The 16,552-nt window shown below is 61.5% G+C and carries 19 protein-coding genes and 1 tRNA gene; 15 read left to right on the plus strand and 5 right to left on the minus strand.

Annotated elements, in window-relative coordinates; genetic code table 11:
* Positions 1-28: 28 nt before the first annotated feature.
* The 6 genes from ACOOFN_RS12490 to ACOOFN_RS12515 all read left to right on the plus strand — a co-directional run bounded on the left by ACOOFN_RS12490 (position 29) and on the right by ACOOFN_RS12515 (position 5,107).
* Positions 29-406, plus strand: coding sequence for a hypothetical protein (locus ACOOFN_RS12490; RefSeq protein ID WP_420431966.1), 378 nt, complete (start codon positions 29-31; stop codon positions 404-406).
* A 308-nt stretch (positions 407-714) separates the two neighbouring features.
* On the plus strand, positions 715-1,098 hold the full coding sequence (gene crcB / locus ACOOFN_RS12495) for a fluoride efflux transporter CrcB (protein ID WP_420431968.1): 384 nt from the start codon (positions 715-717) through the stop codon (positions 1,096-1,098).
* Positions 1,095-2,078, plus strand: coding sequence for an RluA family pseudouridine synthase (locus ACOOFN_RS12500; RefSeq protein ID WP_420431970.1), 984 nt, complete (start codon positions 1,095-1,097; stop codon positions 2,076-2,078). The genes crcB and ACOOFN_RS12500 overlap by 4 nt, the downstream gene beginning before the upstream one ends.
* Positions 2,075-2,761: an HAD-IA family hydrolase gene (locus tag ACOOFN_RS12505; protein ID WP_420431972.1), complete on the plus strand. Its 687-nt coding sequence runs from the start codon at positions 2,075-2,077 to the stop codon at positions 2,759-2,761. The genes ACOOFN_RS12500 and ACOOFN_RS12505 overlap by 4 nt, the downstream gene beginning before the upstream one ends.
* Complete coding sequence (locus ACOOFN_RS12510; RefSeq protein WP_420431974.1) at positions 2,758-3,498, plus strand: ATP12 family chaperone protein; 741 nt, start codon at positions 2,758-2,760, stop codon at positions 3,496-3,498. Before ACOOFN_RS12505 ends, ACOOFN_RS12510 begins: the two co-directional genes overlap by 4 nt.
* Positions 3,499-3,574: 76 nt before the next feature.
* The gene (locus ACOOFN_RS12515; protein ID WP_420435071.1) at positions 3,575-5,107 is read left to right on the plus strand and encodes an acyl-CoA carboxylase subunit beta; all 1,533 of its coding nucleotides are present in this window, start codon (positions 3,575-3,577) and stop codon (positions 5,105-5,107) included.
* 47 nt (positions 5,108-5,154) lie between these two features.
* On the opposite strand, the gene ACOOFN_RS12520 is transcribed toward ACOOFN_RS12515, so the two are convergent.
* Positions 5,155-5,628, minus strand: coding sequence for a DUF302 domain-containing protein (locus ACOOFN_RS12520; RefSeq protein ID WP_420431976.1), 474 nt, complete (start codon positions 5,626-5,628; stop codon positions 5,155-5,157).
* Between the two features lie 68 nt (positions 5,629-5,696).
* Complete coding sequence (locus ACOOFN_RS12525) at positions 5,697-6,578, minus strand: fatty acid desaturase family protein (RefSeq protein WP_420431978.1); 882 nt, start codon at positions 6,576-6,578, stop codon at positions 5,697-5,699.
* Positions 6,579-6,692: 114 nt separating this feature from the next.
* On the opposite strand from ACOOFN_RS12525, the gene ACOOFN_RS12530 reads away from it, so the two are divergent.
* A complete protein-coding gene (locus tag ACOOFN_RS12530; protein ID WP_420431980.1) occupies positions 6,693-7,652 on the plus strand; it encodes a YncE family protein in 960 nt (319 codons plus the stop codon).
* Here ACOOFN_RS12530 and ACOOFN_RS12535 read toward each other — a convergent pair.
* Positions 7,649-8,500, minus strand: a complete 852-nt coding sequence (locus ACOOFN_RS12535) for a hypothetical protein (RefSeq protein ID WP_420431982.1) — start codon at positions 8,498-8,500, stop codon at positions 7,649-7,651. The two genes, ACOOFN_RS12530 and ACOOFN_RS12535, sit on opposite strands and share 4 nt — an antisense overlap.
* Before the next feature lie 70 nt (positions 8,501-8,570).
* Between ACOOFN_RS12535 and ACOOFN_RS12540 the strand changes: the two genes are divergently transcribed.
* The 5 genes from ACOOFN_RS12540 (at position 8,571) to ACOOFN_RS12560 (ending at position 12,971) form a co-directional block, all read left to right on the plus strand.
* Positions 8,571-9,026 carry an ion channel gene (locus tag ACOOFN_RS12540; protein ID WP_420431984.1) on the plus strand — a complete coding sequence of 152 codons (456 nt, stop codon included), beginning with the start codon at positions 8,571-8,573 and terminating at the stop codon, positions 9,024-9,026.
* Between the two features lie 79 nt (positions 9,027-9,105).
* Entirely contained in the window at positions 9,106-11,130 is a 2,025-nt protein-coding gene (locus ACOOFN_RS12545) for an acetyl-CoA carboxylase biotin carboxylase subunit (RefSeq protein WP_420431986.1), read from the plus strand.
* A gap of 93 nt (positions 11,131-11,223) precedes the next feature.
* A complete protein-coding gene (locus ACOOFN_RS12550; protein ID WP_420431988.1) occupies positions 11,224-11,760 on the plus strand; it encodes a hypothetical protein in 537 nt (178 codons plus the stop codon).
* Positions 11,761-11,843: 83 nt separating this feature from the next.
* Positions 11,844-12,344, plus strand: a complete 501-nt coding sequence (locus ACOOFN_RS12555; RefSeq protein WP_420431990.1) for a DUF805 domain-containing protein — start codon at positions 11,844-11,846, stop codon at positions 12,342-12,344.
* Between the two features lie 21 nt (positions 12,345-12,365).
* Positions 12,366-12,971: a DUF805 domain-containing protein gene (locus tag ACOOFN_RS12560; protein ID WP_420431992.1), complete on the plus strand. Its 606-nt coding sequence runs from the start codon at positions 12,366-12,368 to the stop codon at positions 12,969-12,971.
* Here the strand turns inward: ACOOFN_RS12560 and lipB are convergent.
* Positions 12,968-13,660 (minus strand): lipoyl(octanoyl) transferase LipB, encoded by a 693-nt coding sequence (lipB, locus tag ACOOFN_RS12565; protein WP_420431994.1) that lies wholly within the window; start codon positions 13,658-13,660, stop codon positions 12,968-12,970. The two genes, ACOOFN_RS12560 and lipB, sit on opposite strands and share 4 nt — an antisense overlap.
* A gap of 89 nt (positions 13,661-13,749) precedes the next feature.
* Here lipB and ACOOFN_RS12570 point away from each other — a divergent pair, with 89 nt between their 5' ends.
* Together ACOOFN_RS12570 and ACOOFN_RS12575 are read left to right on the plus strand one after the other, a co-directional pair.
* A complete protein-coding gene (locus ACOOFN_RS12570; RefSeq protein ID WP_420431996.1) occupies positions 13,750-14,001 on the plus strand; it encodes a FliM/FliN family flagellar motor switch protein in 252 nt (83 codons plus the stop codon).
* Between the two features lie 65 nt (positions 14,002-14,066).
* A tRNA-Leu gene (locus tag ACOOFN_RS12575) sits at positions 14,067-14,153 on the plus strand.
* Positions 14,154-14,229: 76 nt separating this feature from the next.
* On the opposite strand, the gene ACOOFN_RS12580 is transcribed toward ACOOFN_RS12575, so the two are convergent.
* Complete coding sequence (locus ACOOFN_RS12580; protein ID WP_420431998.1) at positions 14,230-15,006, minus strand: hypothetical protein; 777 nt, start codon at positions 15,004-15,006, stop codon at positions 14,230-14,232.
* A gap of 353 nt (positions 15,007-15,359) precedes the next feature.
* Here ACOOFN_RS12580 and purT point away from each other — a divergent pair, with 353 nt between their 5' ends.
* Entirely contained in the window at positions 15,360-16,550 is a 1,191-nt protein-coding gene (gene purT, locus ACOOFN_RS12585) for a formate-dependent phosphoribosylglycinamide formyltransferase (protein WP_420432000.1), read from the plus strand.
* The last annotated feature ends 2 nt before the right edge of the window (positions 16,551-16,552 follow it).

Raw genomic sequence — 16,552 nt, forward strand, 5'->3', positions numbered from 1 at the left:
AATCTCACCGGGAAGAGGGGAGATTTCCATGAATGTTTCGAAAGTACACCTGATGCTGGGGATATTGTGGCTGCTTGGCGGGATGGCGCTGGGCGAGCATATGGGCCGCACAGGCGATCACGGACAGATGCCGACGCATGCACACATCATGTTGGTGGGCGGCGTACTGCCGGTTCTGTGGGCGATCATCAACCGGGTCTGGAATATCGGGTCCGGATTGTTTGCTTGGCTTCAGCTTGCCCTGCATCATGGCGCAACGGCCTTGATGGTCTACGGCCTTTATATGCTTTATGCCGGCGGCAATGCAGCGGAACTAGGCCCGCTGCTTGGGATCAGCGCGGGCCTCGTCATGCTGGCGACGCTGATCATGCTGGTTCTGTCCATCCGCGGCAAAGCCGAGGCGTGAATCAAAAACGGGGAGCCAAGGCTCCCCGTTTCTCGCGTCCTAGGCCAGGGCCGGGAGGACGGCGGCGGTCATTCCGCCAAAAACTGCCAGCACCAGGCCGATCTGCATGACGGCGGCGAGGGTTGCGCTCAATCGATCCATGTCTCTTGTCCTTGTTTTTATTGGCCGGACGGTGTGTCCGTCAGACAAGTGATGACTTAAGCCTTTCTTTTGGATGCACAAATGCGTTGGCAGCACTGCCGTCATGCAAAAATGCATAGCGGGTGAATGCTTGCACCCAAACGCCAACTCCCATATCTCCCGCCCTCATGATGAACCTGCTTCTCATTGCAGTTGGCGGCGCGCTAGGCGCAGTGGGCCGGCATTTGACTGGCCAATTCTTCTTGCGTGCGGCGGGACCGGATTGGCCATGGGGCACATTCACCGTGAATGTGATTGGCGGGCTTGTCATGGGCGGCTTCATCGGCTGGCTGGCGCAGGCCGGCCGGGCCGATGCCAATGAGCTGCGCGCCTTTTTCGCGGTCGGTGTGCTCGGCGGGTTCACGACCTTTTCGGCGTTTTCGCTGGATGCCGTGGTGATGATCGAGCGGCGCCAATGGATGGACGCGCTGGTCTATGTTTCGGGCTCGGTGGCGTTGTCCGTCCTGGCCCTGTTCGCCGGCCTGATGCTGGCGCGAAAGGTAATGGCATGAGTGGCGTCCAAACGTTGACGGTCGAACCGGGTGATGCCGGTGCCCGCCTGGACAAATGGTTCAAGCGGAAGTTTCCGCACGTGCCCAATGGTCGGTTGCAGAAAGCGTTACGCAAGGGTGAGATCCGCGTCGATGGCAGCCGTGCCAAGGCCGACACCCGCGTGGAAACTGGCCAGTCCATCCGGATTCCGCCTCTGCCGGAGCCCGAGGACCGCAAGCCGGAGCCGTCCATCAATCGCGAGGATGCGGAATTTATCCGTTCGCTTGTGATCCACGAGGATGACGAGTTGATCGCCTTCAACAAGCCGCTGGGTCTCGCCGTCCAGGGCGGGTCGAAGACCTCCCGGCATGTCGACGGGCTGCTGGCGGCCTTCGGCAAGGGTGAGCAGAAGCCGAAACTTGTGCACCGTCTCGACCGGGATACGTCCGGCGTGCTGGTGACCGCCAAGACACCGGCGGCTGCTGCCAAGCTGGCGAAGGCGTTTGCAGCACGCGAATCCGAAAAGACCTATTGGGCCATCGTTGCCGGTGTGCCGAAGCCGAAGACCGGCGAAATCAAGGGATTCCTGAAGAAGGATACGGGTGGCGCGCACGGGCGCGAGCAGATGATGCCCGCCCATCATGGCGAACCCGGCGCGCAGCATGCCCTGACGCGTTACACCGTTGTGGCCGAAGCGGGTCAGCGGGCGAGCTGGATCGCGATGCGACCGATCACCGGAAGGACGCACCAGCTGCGCGTGCATGCCGCCATCATGGGGCATGCCATTTTGGGCGACCGGAAATACACGAGCGACCGACCCGAGCCGGAAAACCTGTCCGGAAAACTGCACCTTCATTCCCGGCGACTGGTTCTGCCAATCGGGAGAAAACCGCTCGTGCTTGAAGCGCCCTTGCCGCCGCACATGGTGACTACGTTCAAAGCGCTGGGCTTCGAAATCGGCCATATTGATGAAGACGACATTGCGGAGCAATTGGCATGAGCGATCTCAAACTCGCCCTGTTCGATCTCGACGGCACGCTGGTCGATTCCCGGCAACTGATCGCCGAGTCGATGGACGAAGCGTTCCGCAATAATGGGCTGGATGGCTGTTCCTATGACCAGGTTCGCCAGATCGTCGGGATCGAATTGTTCGAGGCGATCCCGATGTTGTTGCCGGAGGATTATCCGGCCGATGGTGCCGTGAAAATCGGCAATGACTTCCGCGAGATATTCGTGCGCAACCGGGCCGACGGGACGCATACGGAAGCGCTTTATCCTGGCGCGCGTGATTTACTGGAACAGCTGAATGCAGAGGGCTGGCTACTCGGCGTCGCGACCGGCAAGCCACGGCGCGGACTTGATCACATTCTGCAAGCCCATGATCTGGGCGGCCTGTTTGTCACGTTAAACACGAGCTGCACCGGGCCCGGCAAACCCAATCCGCGCATGGTGTATGAGGCGATGAGGGAAACCGGAACCGAATCCGACCGCACAATCATGATCGGGGATTCTTCGCACGATATTCAGATGGCGCTGAATGCCCGTGTGCGCGCCGCGGGTGTGGCCTGGGGTTTCCATACCGCCGAAGAACTTGCCGGAGCGGGCGCACACAGCGTGCACGGGGATTTTGGGTGTCTCGGCCGCGGGCTGGCCGCATTCGGGCGTGGCGAGGCCGCCGCATGACCGAAAGAATGAAAGAGGGCGTCCGCCTGCCGTCGCGCGAGGACAGCCTGCCGAAGCGCTTCTACAAGGCCGTCAGTGTCGCCGAGACCGAGCGCGGCTGGACCCTGCAGCTCGACGGGCGCGGTATTCGTACGCCGATGAAGAACAGGCTCGTGGCACCGACCCAAACTCTGGCCCAGCTGATGGCCGCGGAATGGGATGCTCAGGGCAAACGGATCGATCCTTTCACCATGCCGATAACACGCCTGGCGCACGGGGCGATCGACAGCGCGGCCACAAACCGGGACGCGATCATCGGCGAAGCCCTCAAGTTTGCTGAAACCGATCTGTTGCGGCATCGCGGCGAAGATGCAGAGCTCGCGCGCCGGCAAGCCGATGAATGGGATTCCTATCTCGAGTGGGCCGAGAAGACTCTGGGCGCGAATCTTCCGGCTGTGACCGGAATCATGCCGGCAGAAACCACGCCGAAAGCAATTGCGGCGCTGCAGGCTAAAGCCAAAGCTTATGACGCATGGCAATTGACGGCACTGGGTCAGGCCACGGCGCTGACCGCATCGGCTTTGCTCGGCTTCGCCCTGGTCGAGCGGCATGCAACGGCAGATGAGGTCTTCTCGGCCAGTCGCGTCGACGAGACCTTCCAGGCGGAACACTGGGGTGAAGATGCCGAGGCCGCGGCGCGGGCCGAGCGGCTGCGCGGCGAGTGTCTCGCAATCGGGTCGATGATATGCGCGCTCTAGCGGCGCCGACAAATTGCCCTTGCTGCCGCGACAGTGCTAACTGATCGAAACCGTGAACACGCCGAAAGGGACCTTCATGCAGGACATTCTGGACGAGCTTGAAAACCGGCGCGAACGCGCGCGCCAGGGCGGCGGTGCTGCGCGTGTCGAAAAACAGCATGACAAGGGCAAGCTGTCGGCGCGCGAACGGATCGAGCTCCTGCTCGACGAGAGCTCGTTCGAGGAATGGGACATGTTCGTGGAGCACCGCTGCTCCGATTTCGGCATGGCAGACAAAAAGATACCCGGCGATGGCGTGGTCACCGGCCACGGCACAATCAATGGCCGCCTCGTCTATCTGTTCTCTAAGGATTTCACCGTGTTTGGCGGCTCGCTTTCGGAAACGCATGCGCAGAAGATCGTGAAGGTCCAGAAGGCAGCCATTCAGAACGGGGCGCCGGTAATCGGCATTTTCGATGCCGGCGGTGCGCGTATCCAGGAAGGCGTGGCCTCACTCGCCGGCTATGCTGACATCTTTCTTCAGAACACGCTGGCCTCCGGCGTCGTTCCGCAGATCTCGGTGATCATGGGGCCGTGCGCGGGTGGTGATGTCTATTCGCCGGCGATCACCGATTTCATCTTCATGGTGCGCGACACCTCGTACATGTATGTGACCGGCCCGGACGTGGTGAAGACCGTCACGAACGAGGAGGTCAGCCACGAGGATCTCGGCGGCGCTTCGGTGCATGCCAAGAAGTCCGGCGTCGCTGACGGGGCATTCAACAACGACCTCGAAGCGCTGGTGCAGATGCGCCGGCTGATCGATTTCCTGCCGCTGTCGAACCGCGAGAAACCGCCGACGCGGCCGACCTATGATCGGCCGGACCGGTCGGAGCCTAGTCTTGACACGCTGGTCCCGCCCAATCCGAACAAGCCCTATGACATTGTCGAGCTGATCGAAAAGACGGCGGATGAGGGCGATTTCTTCGAGATCGCTCCGGATTTCGGCAAGAATATCGTGGTGGGCTTCGGTCGGCTTGATGGGCAACCGGTCGGGTTTGTCGCCAACCAGCCGATGTCGCTGGCCGGTGTGCTGGACATTGATGCCAGCCGCAAGGGCGCGCGCTTCGTGCGCTTTTGCGACGCCTTCAACATCCCGATCGTGACTTTCGTCGACGTGCCCGGCTTCTTGCCGGGCACCAAGCAGGAGTATGGCGGGCTCATCAAGCATGGCGCGAAACTGCTGTTTGCCTATGCCGAGGCGACAGTGCCGAAGCTCACCGTGATCACCCGCAAGGCCTATGGCGGTGCCTATGACGTGATGAGTTCCAAGCACTTACGCGGCGATGTGAACTATGCCTGGCCGACGGCGGAGATCGCGGTGATGGGCGCCAAGGGCGCAGCGGAGATCATTCACCGCGGCGATCTTGGGAATGAAGAAGCGATGGCCGAGCACGTCAAGGAGTATGAGGACCGATTTGCCAATCCGTTTGTCGCGGCGGGCCGTGGCTATATCGACGACGTCATTCAGCCGCGCAATACGCGCCGACGGCTGATCAAGGCGCTCAAGACCCTGGCCAACAAGAGGGCTGATAACCCTTGGAAAAAGCACGATAATATTCCGTTATAGGCGCGTGAGGCCGGCTCATCAGACCACTGACGAAATGCGGCAGCAATCTAGTCGCCGTCTGCCGTCACCTCCTCTGCAAATCCGCTGAGGGCCTCGCTCATCTGCTTGACGGCTTCGCTGTTGGCGTCGATGCCATGACGGCCTGCAATCACGGCGGGGTCGGTGTAGGCGAGCCAGACGTCGCCATCTTCTTCCCACACGAGCAAGCGGACGGGGAGATCGAGACCAGCCGTGCGGCTTTCGGCGATCAACGGCGTGCCCAATGCCGGATTACCGAAAATCACCAGCGTGGCGTCGTCAATATCGACACCAGTGGTCGCGGCGTTGGCGGCATGATCAACGCGCGCGACGATACGCGCACCGCGATTCGCGGCTTCGGTCTCGATCCGATCAATCGTCTGATCGAGGGAGTGCTCGATTTCGAGGACGATGACGCCGTCAGCTTCCGGCACATTTTCGGCGCAGGCTGAAAGGCTAATCGTCGCTATGACAGTGGTGGCGATAGCGAGAATGGCGCGCATGCATTTTCCTCCGTTTGGAAAACCGAACGCGCGCGTTGAGCTGAAGTTCCCGTGCCCTTCTGCCGCTATCAGCTTCTTACGGCCTTGCGAACAACCGTCTGGTACCCCGGGCTCACGCAATCGAAGCCATTGAAATACCCGCGGCTTTCCAGGGTCCGGTGCAGGCGCGGCAGGTGATAGGGTGGAACGGCGGCAAACATGTGATGTTCGAGGTGGTAGTGGACATGGTTGGGCGCCACGAGCAGACGCTCTAGCCAGTTCGCCTTCGTGGTATGGGTGTTGCGCCGCGGCTCGGGATCGTAGCGATCAAGCGCGACGCCGTGCTCGCCGATATTGCGCAGGCGCATGATTGCCGGGAAAATGAAGATGCGTGCTGCCCACCACAGCGAGATCGCCCAGATCGCGCCCGCGAGCGCCAGGGCGGCGATCAACACCCCCTGGAAAACCAGGAAGGGCAGCTTGCCCGCCAAAGTCGCGTCCTTCCAGGCAAAGGCGAGTTCCTTGATGAAGGTCTGGCCGGTGAAATCGCGGATGAATTTTCGCCGCAAACTGTCCTTCGTCACCGGATAGCCCTCGACCAGGACATGGTCGGGATCGTCCGGGGTGCCGGCATATTTGTGGTGCTTCAGATGATAATCGCGATAGGCGAGGAAGGGCGCGTCGATGGCCGCGCCACCGATCCATTTACCGACGAATTCGTTTAGCCAACCTGTACGGAAAAGCGAGCGGTGCGCGCAATCGTGCATGACGATGGCGAAGGCGAGCTGGCGCCCGGCGAGGACCAGGGTCGAGATCGGTGCGAACCAGGGCGAAAGAATAGCCAAGGCAAAGGCTGCGATGACCAGCGCGAAATCGCCTGCGAGCATGAGCCCGCCGCGCCAGTCGGCCGGCTGCGATATATGTCGCAATTCCTCGCGGGTCAGGGCATCGGACAAAGCCATCGTGTTCATGGGCGCCAGACTAGTGCGAACTCGGCAGCCTCGCAAAACCGTAATTTTCCTGTCCCTTGCAATCGACGCGGCGCGACCACACCTGTTCTGGCAACACAGACGGGGAGTATTTCCATGAAACTGACCTATGCCGGCCTGGCCGCGATCGCGAGTGCCACAGGCGCCCTGGCCGATGACCAGATTGTCATCGTCAACAAGGGCGATGATTCGATCACGCTCCTCGATGCTTCATCCTACGAACGCGCCGGCGATGTCGGGGTCGGTGGCAATCCGCACGAGGTGTATGTCTCGCCGGATGGCGAGACCGCCTATGTGTCCGATTATGGCGGCGCGCAGGGGACGACAATCTCGGTTGTCGATCTCGAAAACGCGACCCGAACCGCAGTCTGGGATTTGCAGGGTAATCGCGGGCCGCATGGTATCTGGGTTTCTGCTGACGGGTCGCTGGTCTGGGCGACCACCGAGACCACAGGCACGGTGATCGAATTGTCCTCGGCGACGGGCGCGGTGATGAATGTCTGGGAAACCGGGCAGCAGGTCTCCCACCAGCTGGTTCCGACGCCGGATGGAACGAAGCTCTATATCGCGAATATCGGCTCGGGCTCGGTGACAGTGATCGATCGGATTGCCAATACGGTCACCACGGTCCCGACCGCGGCCGGAGCCGAAGGCATTGACGTGTCGCCGGACGGACGTGAGGTCTGGGTCACCAATCGAGGCGCCGACAGCATTTCCATCATCGATGTTGCTACCGATGCCGTTCTGACAAACATTTCGTCAGGCGGAGGATTTCCGATCCGCGCGAAATTCACGCCGGATGGTTCGGAAGTCTACGTTTCGAATGCCTCAACAGGCACGGTGGCCGTGTTCGATGCGGAAAGCCGCGCTCAGCAGGCGTCAATCGAGGTTGGCGCGGTGCCGATCGGAATCCTGATCTCGCCCGATGGCGAGCGCGCGCTGATCGCCAACACGCAGGATGACTTCGTGACAGTGATCGACATCGAGACACGAACGGTCATCGACCGGATCGAGACCGGTGACGAACCCGACGGGATGGCCTGGGCCGTCCGCTAGTCGTCCGCGGATTTTTCCAGTGTGATATTGCGGCCAGCAAGGCTGGCCGCCAGCACCGCCCATATCGCCAGCGCGCCTGTCAGGCTGGCCTGACCACCCAGCACGCTGGCAACTCCGGCCATTAGAATCATTGCCATGCCAATCTGGACGCGGCGTCTATCGCAGGGCGTGTCAAGGGCATCCATTTTCGAATGGATCTCGTCGGTATTGGGGATATTGATAGCCACCAGAACAGTGATTACCACCACCGCGACGACCCAACCGCGGACCAGTGTCTCGAGCGCAGCAAAATCCGCATAGCCTCCCAAGAAGAGCGTAATCAATCCGATCGCGAACAGTGCCGGGATGGCCAAGCGCTGGGGCAGGGAACTGCGTTCGAAATACTCGTCGATCGCCAGCGCCAGCGCGCCGAGGAGTGGCATCCACCAGGCATTGTCAACAATTGCGGCACCGAGGCACAACAGGACGAGTGTAACCAGGTCGCCGAGCCTGGCCGGCGGGCCCACCGTGCGATTGATCACACGCACCGCGAACAAGAGCGCGGCCAGGCTCAACAAATCGAGCGAATAGCCGAGGCCGACCGCCAGCACGGTCAGTCCCAGGGCGATAAAGCCGGTGGCATTGTGATCCGGGTCCATTTCGCGTCCCAGCGCCCATGCGAGGAAGGCGGCCAGCATCCCCAGCAAAGCTGTCTTGCCGGCCTCGACCATCGCCGAATCGTTCATGACCAGCCACACGAACAGGCTAATCGCGATTAGCGGCAAGAGGATTAGTACCGCCAGATTCGTTGGGTATTGCGGCTCGACCGGGCGCGCGAGTGAGGAGAATTTGTGGACGGGATGCGTCATGAATACTTCCTGATTTTCGCGCCAACTTATCTCTATCGATAAATATGGGAAGCGGTCTAAGCTGCTTGTGATGCTGGAATCGCTTCTTGCCGCCTCGGTGCTGATCACGCTGACTGTCGCCATCCACATGGTCGGGCTTGTCGCCCTTATGGGCTTTCTGCAAGCGCGTTCGCGCCGCATCCGGCCGTTCGAATCGCCGCTGCGACAGGGTGTTTTTATCGTGATGATCGTGCTTGGCCTGGTGGTCATTCACGGTGTCGAGATCATGATCTACGGGGTCAGTTACCATGCCCTCGGCGTGTTCCCGACCTTCGAAGCCGCGCTCTACTATTCCACCTCGGCCTTTACGACGGTCGGATTTGGCGATCTCGCGATCGAGAGCGAGTGGCGGCTGCTGGGCGCGCTCGAGGGACTCAACGGATTTCTGCTGATCGGCTGGTCGACCGCCTTCCTCGTGGCGGTCATCGGGCGGATGCGATCCATGGAAATGGGCTGGCTGGACCGGTTGCGGGACGGCGCGGACTAGCCTGCGTCCTTGCCCCGCCCGCACCAAGCGCGGTAAACCGGGCAAAAGCCTTCCGAAGGGGCGAGGATAAAGGGCCTTCATGTTCGAAAAGATTCTGATCGCCAATCGCGGCGAGATCGCGGTTCGCGTTATCAAGACCTGTCAGCGGCTGGGCATCCAGACCGTCGCCGTCTACTCCGAAGCGGATGCCGGCTCGAAAGCCGTCGACATGGCTGACGAGGCGGTCTTCATCGGACCGCCGGCGCCGGGCGAGAGCTATCTCCTGATCGACAAGATTATCGCCGCCGCGAAGCAAACCGGGGCAGAAGCCGTGCATCCCGGTTTCGGATTCCTGTCGGAAAACCCGAAATTCCCCATCGCCCTGAAAGAGGCCGGGATCGAGTGGATCGGGCCGAACGTCCATGCCATCGAGGCGATGGGCGACAAGATCACATCGAAAAAGTTTGCGGCCGAGGCCGACGTCAACACGGTGCCCGGTCATATGGGGCTGATCGAAGATGCCGAGGAAGCGGTCAGGATTTCCGGCGAGATCGGCTATCCGGTGATGATCAAGGCATCTGCCGGCGGTGGCGGCAAGGGGATGCGCATCGCCTATTCCGACGTCGAGGCGCGCGAAGGGTTCCAGTCCGCCCGCAACGAGGCCAAGTCCTCCTTCGGTGACGAGCGCATTTTCATAGAGAAATTCGTCGAGCGGCCGCGTCATATCGAGATCCAGGTGCTCGGCGACCGTCACGGTCATGTCATTCACCTCAATGAGCGCGAATGCTCGGTGCAGCGGCGAAACCAGAAAGTGCTGGAAGAGGCGCCATCGCCCTTCCTCGACAAGGCGACGCGCGAAGCCATGGGTGCGCAGGCCGTCGCCCTGGCCAAGGCGGTCGATTACGACAGCGCCGGCACGGTCGAATTCATCGTCGACAAGGACAAGAATTTCTACTTCCTGGAAATGAATACGCGGCTCCAGGTCGAGCACCCGGTAACCGAGTTGACGCATGGCACCGATCTGGTCGAGCAGATGATCCGGATTGCGGCGGGCGAGCCGCTGGCGTTGCGCCAGCGCGATGTAAAGATCAATGGCTGGGCAGTGGAAGCACGGCTCTATGCCGAAGACCCCTATCGCGGCTTCCTGCCGTCCATCGGCCGTCTGAAATGCTATACCGAACCCGCCGAGGGTCCGCTGGGCGAGGGCGTCCTGCGCATCGATTCCGGTGTACGGGAAGGCGACGAGATCTCGCTCTTCTACGATCCGATGATCGCCAAGGTGGTTGCCCACGGCAAAACCCGTGACATCGCCATCGAGACGCTGCTCGAGGGGCTCGACCGCTATCATGTCGAGGGGTTGCAACCGAACACGCCCTTCCTGGCGGCCTGCCTCGAGGAAGAGGATTTCCGCAACGGTGACATACACACCGGCTATATTGCGGAAAAATTCCCGGACGGGTTTTCCGGCACCGAGCCGAGCGAATTCCAGACCAAGGTGATCGCCAGTACCGCCGCCTTCATTCACACCGTCTACACGCGCCGCGCGGCGCGCACGAGCGGCCGGATGACACCGGCACCGCGCGTTCATGCCGAGGAATGGGACGTTTTGATGAATGGCGAGCGCATCGCCGTCGAGATGGATTTGCCCGACGAGGCGATCGGTGGTGGAACGCCGGCCAAGGTGTGGATGCCCGAATTGAGTGGCAAGGCCGCCGAGTTCGAGAGCGCCTGGCACCCGGGAGAACACGTGTTCGAAGGCATGATGGACGGTGAGCATTTCGCCGTCGAATTCAAGAATCTGACGGAAGGCTTCCGGTTGCGCCATCGCGGGTTCACGACCACGGCCATTGTTGCCACCCACCGCTCGGCGGAACTGCATGCTCTGTTGCCGGTCAAGGATATCGGCGCCTCGGCCAAACAGGTGAACAGCCCGATGCCGGGACTTGTCGTGAAGCTCGAAGCGGAAACCGGTCAGGAAGTGAAGGCCGGTGAGCCCTTGCTTGTTGTCGAAGCGATGAAAATGGAAAATGTCATCCGTGCCGAGATGGATGGCGTCATCAAGACCATCACCGTCGAAGCCGGACAATCGGTCTCGGCCGACGAATTGCTGGTCGAGTTCGAGTAAGCGGGAAACATCGCCGCAAGGTCCCGCTACCCATGAGCGGACAGGCTGCCTAAGCAGCCGCAGGACATTATTTTGAGACAGGGGAACACAATCATGAATCCACTCGCGATCGTCACGCCGGTTTCGCGTGCCACGCCCATGGCCTTCCTGGTCGGCTTGTTGCTGCTCGCCGTGCTGGACGCGGCGAAGACGCTTTACGGTCTCACGCTGGATCCGAACGGAGCCGGTGAGACATTCGGCTATGTCTCGATGGCGCTCTCGGTGGCAATGATCGCCTTCGTCTCCTTTCTTTTCATCAATCGTCGGCGCGACGCCGGCGAGGGCATCATGCTGTTCCTCCTGCCGGTGATTCTGGCCATCGTGGTCAGCGGCATCGGCTTCCTGGTGTTGTTGATGATCGGCTCGTTCGGGTTGATGGGAGAATATGCCGAAAGCGTCGGCCGCGATTTCCAGACCGTCGCCCAGGATCCGAGCTTCCAGGCCGAATTCCAAGCCTGGATCGAGGAACGTCCGGAGATGGCCCTGGACATGGTGCGCCCGGCCGTGTGGGGCGGTTTTGCAGGATTCTGGATTGTCACCGGGCTGTTCGGCCTGTGGTTCATGTCGATGAAATCGCAACCCGCCGAATAGATTTTCTCCTGATAATTGATTGACAGGCTTGGGTCTCCCCTTTCAGGTTAGCAACCTCATTGCTGGCAGGGGAGGCCAAGCCCATGGATACCGCTAGACTTCAGAAACTACTGATTACCTTCGACGGCCGGATCGGGCCGACGTCGCTGATGCAGGGGACGGTCGTTGTATTTGCGCTGGCGATCGTGATTCAGCTTTTCGCGCTAGTCATACCGTTCATCAGCATTATCGGATTGGCGCTCCTTTACCCGCTGTTCTGCCTGTATGCGAAACGATTTCATGATGCGGGCAAACCGGCCATCTGGACACTTGCCGTGCTCGCCGGCGTTTTTGTCGGGGGGATCATTCTCGGAATGCTGCTGACGCCACTGATCGTTGGCGATGTGATGGCGATGGCCATGCGCGGCGAAACGCCATCGGGCATGGGTTTCCGGCTTCGCTCGTTTGCGCTGGGGGTCATCAATGCCGGTGTCATCTATTTCGGCGCTGCTTTCGTCGTGAATCAGCTTGTGAAATCGGATCCGGCGCCGAATGCCTACGGCGAACCCGTCGAGGACGCTGCGTCGATCAATCCGCTCAACTAAGGTCTGCAGGGGGACGCAGATATGAATCTCGCTCATGTGCTTTTCAGCCCGAACGGCCGCATCAGCCCGCAGGAATACTGGATCGGCTTGCTGATCATAATCGGCAGTAATCTGTTTCTGACCTGGTTGCCGGTACTGGGTGCCGTCATCTGGCTGGGCCTGATCTATGTCGGTTTCTGCGTTTACGGAAAACGCCTGCACGATGCTGGCAAGAGCGCCTGGATTCACGCGCTGGTGTGGCTGGTCCAGTTCGTGCTGGGGGCCATTGTGGTGGCCATCAGCGGCGGCGCGCTGATTTCCGCCATCATGGCCAGCAATAACGGTGCAGAGCCCGATGTTGCCGCGATTATCGGTGCCTCCGGAGGCGTGGTGCTTTTCGGCGGTCTCGGCTTCCTGATCTGGATTGTCTACACGATCTGGGTCGGTATCACGTCCGGCGATCCGGCAGCCAACCGGTTCGGACCGCCTCCAGGGACGGTCACGGCACCGACGGCAGACGCTTCGGCAACGGCGGCGGCAACTCCGGCTACTGCACCACCTGCACAGCCAGCACCGCCGGCTGCGGAACCGGCCGCGGACGCGGGTGAAGCCGACAGGCCGGCCGATCCGCCGGAGGAGAAGGCCTAGGCCGTTAAGGGCAGGCGGGGCGGTTTCACGGCCTCGACCGGACCAAAGACCGTTTCGAACGATTTGAGGAAAGCCTGGTCGGTTTCGGCCAGGCTTTTTTCGATGCCGAGATCGGCAAGACTGGTCACGCCATAGCGCGGATCGGCAATGCCGCACGGCGTAATGCCGTCGAAATGGGTCAGATCTGGCGCGACATTGAAGGCGATGCCGTGGAAGGAGACCCAGCGGCGCAAGCGTACGCCGATCGCGGCGATCTTGTCTTCATGCCCTTCGCCCTTTTCAGGTCGGTCGACCCAGACGCCGACACGTTCGCAGCGTCGGTCTGCGACAACGCCGAATTCCGCCAATGCGCCGATGATCCAGTCTTCAAGCCCACGGACGAATTTGCGCGCATCGCGGCCGCGCCGGGTGAGGTCGAGCATGACATAGCCCACGCGCTGGCCGGGCCCGTGATAGGTATATTCGCCGCCGCGTCCCGTTTCGTAGACCGGAAAGCGATCAGGATCCTTGAGGTCTTCGCCCTTGGAGCTGGTCCCGGCGGTATAGAGCGGCGGGTGTTCCAGCATCCAGACCAGCTCGTCGGCTTCGCCGGCGGCAATGGCGGCGACGCGTTGCTCCATGAAGGCGACGGCGGCCGGGTAGGGGACTTGCCCACTTGAGACTGCCCATTCGGTGCGAATTTCGCTCATCTTTGTGTTGTCCTTAACCCGCCGGAAAGGCGCATGACTCAACATCGGGCGCGGGCTTGGATGTTTCAAGCGCGGACAGGAGTAAAGCCTTGAGTCAGTTGGGGTCGGTGAAGGTCGAATTGTCGGTGGTGCTGGGTCAGTCCACCATGCCGATTGCACAGTTTCTGCGCATGGGCCGCGGTGCCGTGATTCCGCTTCACTGCAAGGAAGAAGAGCCGGTCTGGATTCTCGCCAATGGTCGTCCGATCGCGCGCGGCGAGATCGTGATCGAGGGGGATCGCGTGACCGTCACCGTGCTGGGCCCGGCGGACGTCAATGACTTCGTGCCCAAGGCGGCCTGATATTCCCGCACAAGGCGGCTTCACTTTTCCATTCGGGCCTGCTATCCCGCGCGCCTTCCAGGGATGCGGCCGTGGCGGAACTGGTAGACGCGCAGCGTTGAGGTCGCTGTGGGGTAAAACCCGTGGAAGTTCGAGTCTTCTCGGCCGCACCATCCCTGATCATCGTCAGGAAATGGCAATGATATTCGAGCCAGCCCGGCCTGCAGGCCGGGCGGTTCGATCAATGCGTCAACACAGCACGTAGGGCTGGTCTGCCGGCGGGCATTCGCCATTGCCATCCCAGACGCTTGTTCCGCCACCGCTGGCATTGCTGGCATCACTGTCGCCATCGCCGTCGCTGCTGCCTTCATCGCCATCGCCGTCGTCTTCGACAGCTGCTGCGAGACCAATCAGGCCGCCAATGATACCTCCGACCACTGTGCCGGGCCCCGGCGCGCCACCGGTCGCCAGCGTGCCGAGCGCCGCGCCGGCGGCGGCACCCGTCAATACCTTGTGCGCGCCGTTGGCATAGCCCCGTTTGTCGAGCGCGGCGGGCGCCAAGACTTTCTCGTTATGTTGCAGGCGTCGCGGCCCTGCGCGCGCCGGTGAGAAATGAATTGCGATACCGTCATCGACTGCCGAGACGACACCGACAACCTCTCTTGAAAAATCGACGCGGGCATGACGGGTGAGAGCGACGCGTCCACCGGTTGTTTGCGAAAGCGTGTCGACAATGTCTTGCCATGGCGTCCCAGCCGCCATCGAAATGGCGGCATAAGCCCAGATCGTGACCAGGGCAAAGTCGTTTCCGCCGTGAACCAGGACCTCGGTCAGCGCACGATCGCGCTGCCGGCTGGCGTGTGCCGGGAACCAGCGTTGAAACCCGCGTTGCGCGCGTGGATCCTCGAACAGCGTCGCCGCTCTCTCGCGGACCCATTCGGGATCATCGGCGTTGTCACGCGCCGCGACGCGCTGGCGGAGCATGTCTTCACCGCCCTCGACCGTCTGGATAGCACGTTCGATCATTTCGCGAGCGCGTGCCGGGTCTGCTGATGCTGCTTCGGAAATCGTGCTGCCTAGACCACTTTGCATTGCCAGCAGGTAAGGTCCTTGTACGGAGGTCAGCAGCTGGCGCGGTGGGCTGCGGACGGCGTCCTGCGCCCAAAGCGGCATGTATGACGCTGCCGCCAGGCTGGCGGCAGTGCCACATAGAAATTTTCTGCGGTCCATGGTTTTCTCCCCTGATCAAGTCGCCCGGCGTTCCTGTCAGGCGAATTTGTCCTCCACCCTTCGCCAGAATAGCGAAATTTGGCAGATTGCGGTAGGGACGTTGATATTTATCAATCCGGTCAAGGGCTTGGCTGGCATACAGACAGGAAATGGCGCTCATGACGACGCTCGGCACACCGCTCTCTCCCTCGGCCACAAAGGTCCTGTTTCTCGGGGCTGGAGAGCTCGGCAAGGAAGTCGTGATCGAATTGCAGCGGCTGGGTGTCGAGGTGATTGCCTGCGACCGTTACGAGAACGCACCGGGCATGCAGGTTGCGCATCGTGCACATGTGCTCGACATGACCGACGGGCTCGCGGTCCGGAAAGTCGTCGAAGCGGAACAGCCGGACCTCATCGTGCCGGAAATCGAGGCGATCGCGACCGACGAGCTGGGCCGCATCGAGGCCGACGGGCTGGCGACCGTCATACCGACGGCGCGTGCCACGCAGCTGACCATGAATCGCGAGGGTATCCGCCGTCTGGCGGCCGAGGAGCTCGGCCTGCCGACCAGCGCTTATGCGTTTGCCAGCGATGGCGAGACGCTGGCAGCGGAGGCTGACCGCATCGGTTATCCGGTCTTCGTAAAGCCCGTCATGTCGTCTTCCGGCAAGGGGCAGAGTTTCGTCAAATCCGCAGACGACATAGCAGCGGCCTGGGATCATGCACTGGAAGCGGGCCGCACCAACCAGGTCCGGGTGATTGTCGAGGGCGCTGTCGACTTCAACTACGAGATCACGCTGTTGACCGTTCGCCATGCCGGCGGAACAGATTTCTGCGCGCCGATCGGGCACCACCAGGAGAGCGGCGATTATGTCGAGAGCTGGCAGCCACAGCCGATGAGCGAAACGGCGCTTTCCACCGCGCAGGACATGGCCCGCAAGGTGACCGAGGCGCTGGGCGGACGCGGCCTGTTCGGCGTCGAGTTATTCGTGAAGGGCGACGAAGTCTGGTTTTCCGAAGTCAGCCCGCGGCCGCATGATACCGGGCTGGTAACGCTGAGCACGCAGGAGCAGAGCGAGTTTGCCCTGCATGCGCGCGCCATTCTCGGCCTGCCGGTCGATACGGCGTTGCTGCGACCGGGTGCGAGTGCCGTCATTTATGGCAGTGTCGACGCAAAAGGTGTGACGTTCAGTGGCGTCGACGCGGCGCTAAAAGTGCCGGGAAGCCAGCTGCGCCTGTTTGGCAAGCCGATATCCTATGAGCGTCGGCGTATGGGCGTGGCGGTCGCGCACGGCGACACGGTTGACGAAGCGCGGGAGCGGGCGCGCGCAAGCGCCTCAAAAGTGACCGTATCGGCCTGAAC

The organism is Hyphobacterium sp. (genome assembly GCF_965217055.1).
Lineage (GTDB): Bacteria > Pseudomonadota > Alphaproteobacteria > Caulobacterales > Maricaulaceae > Hyphobacterium.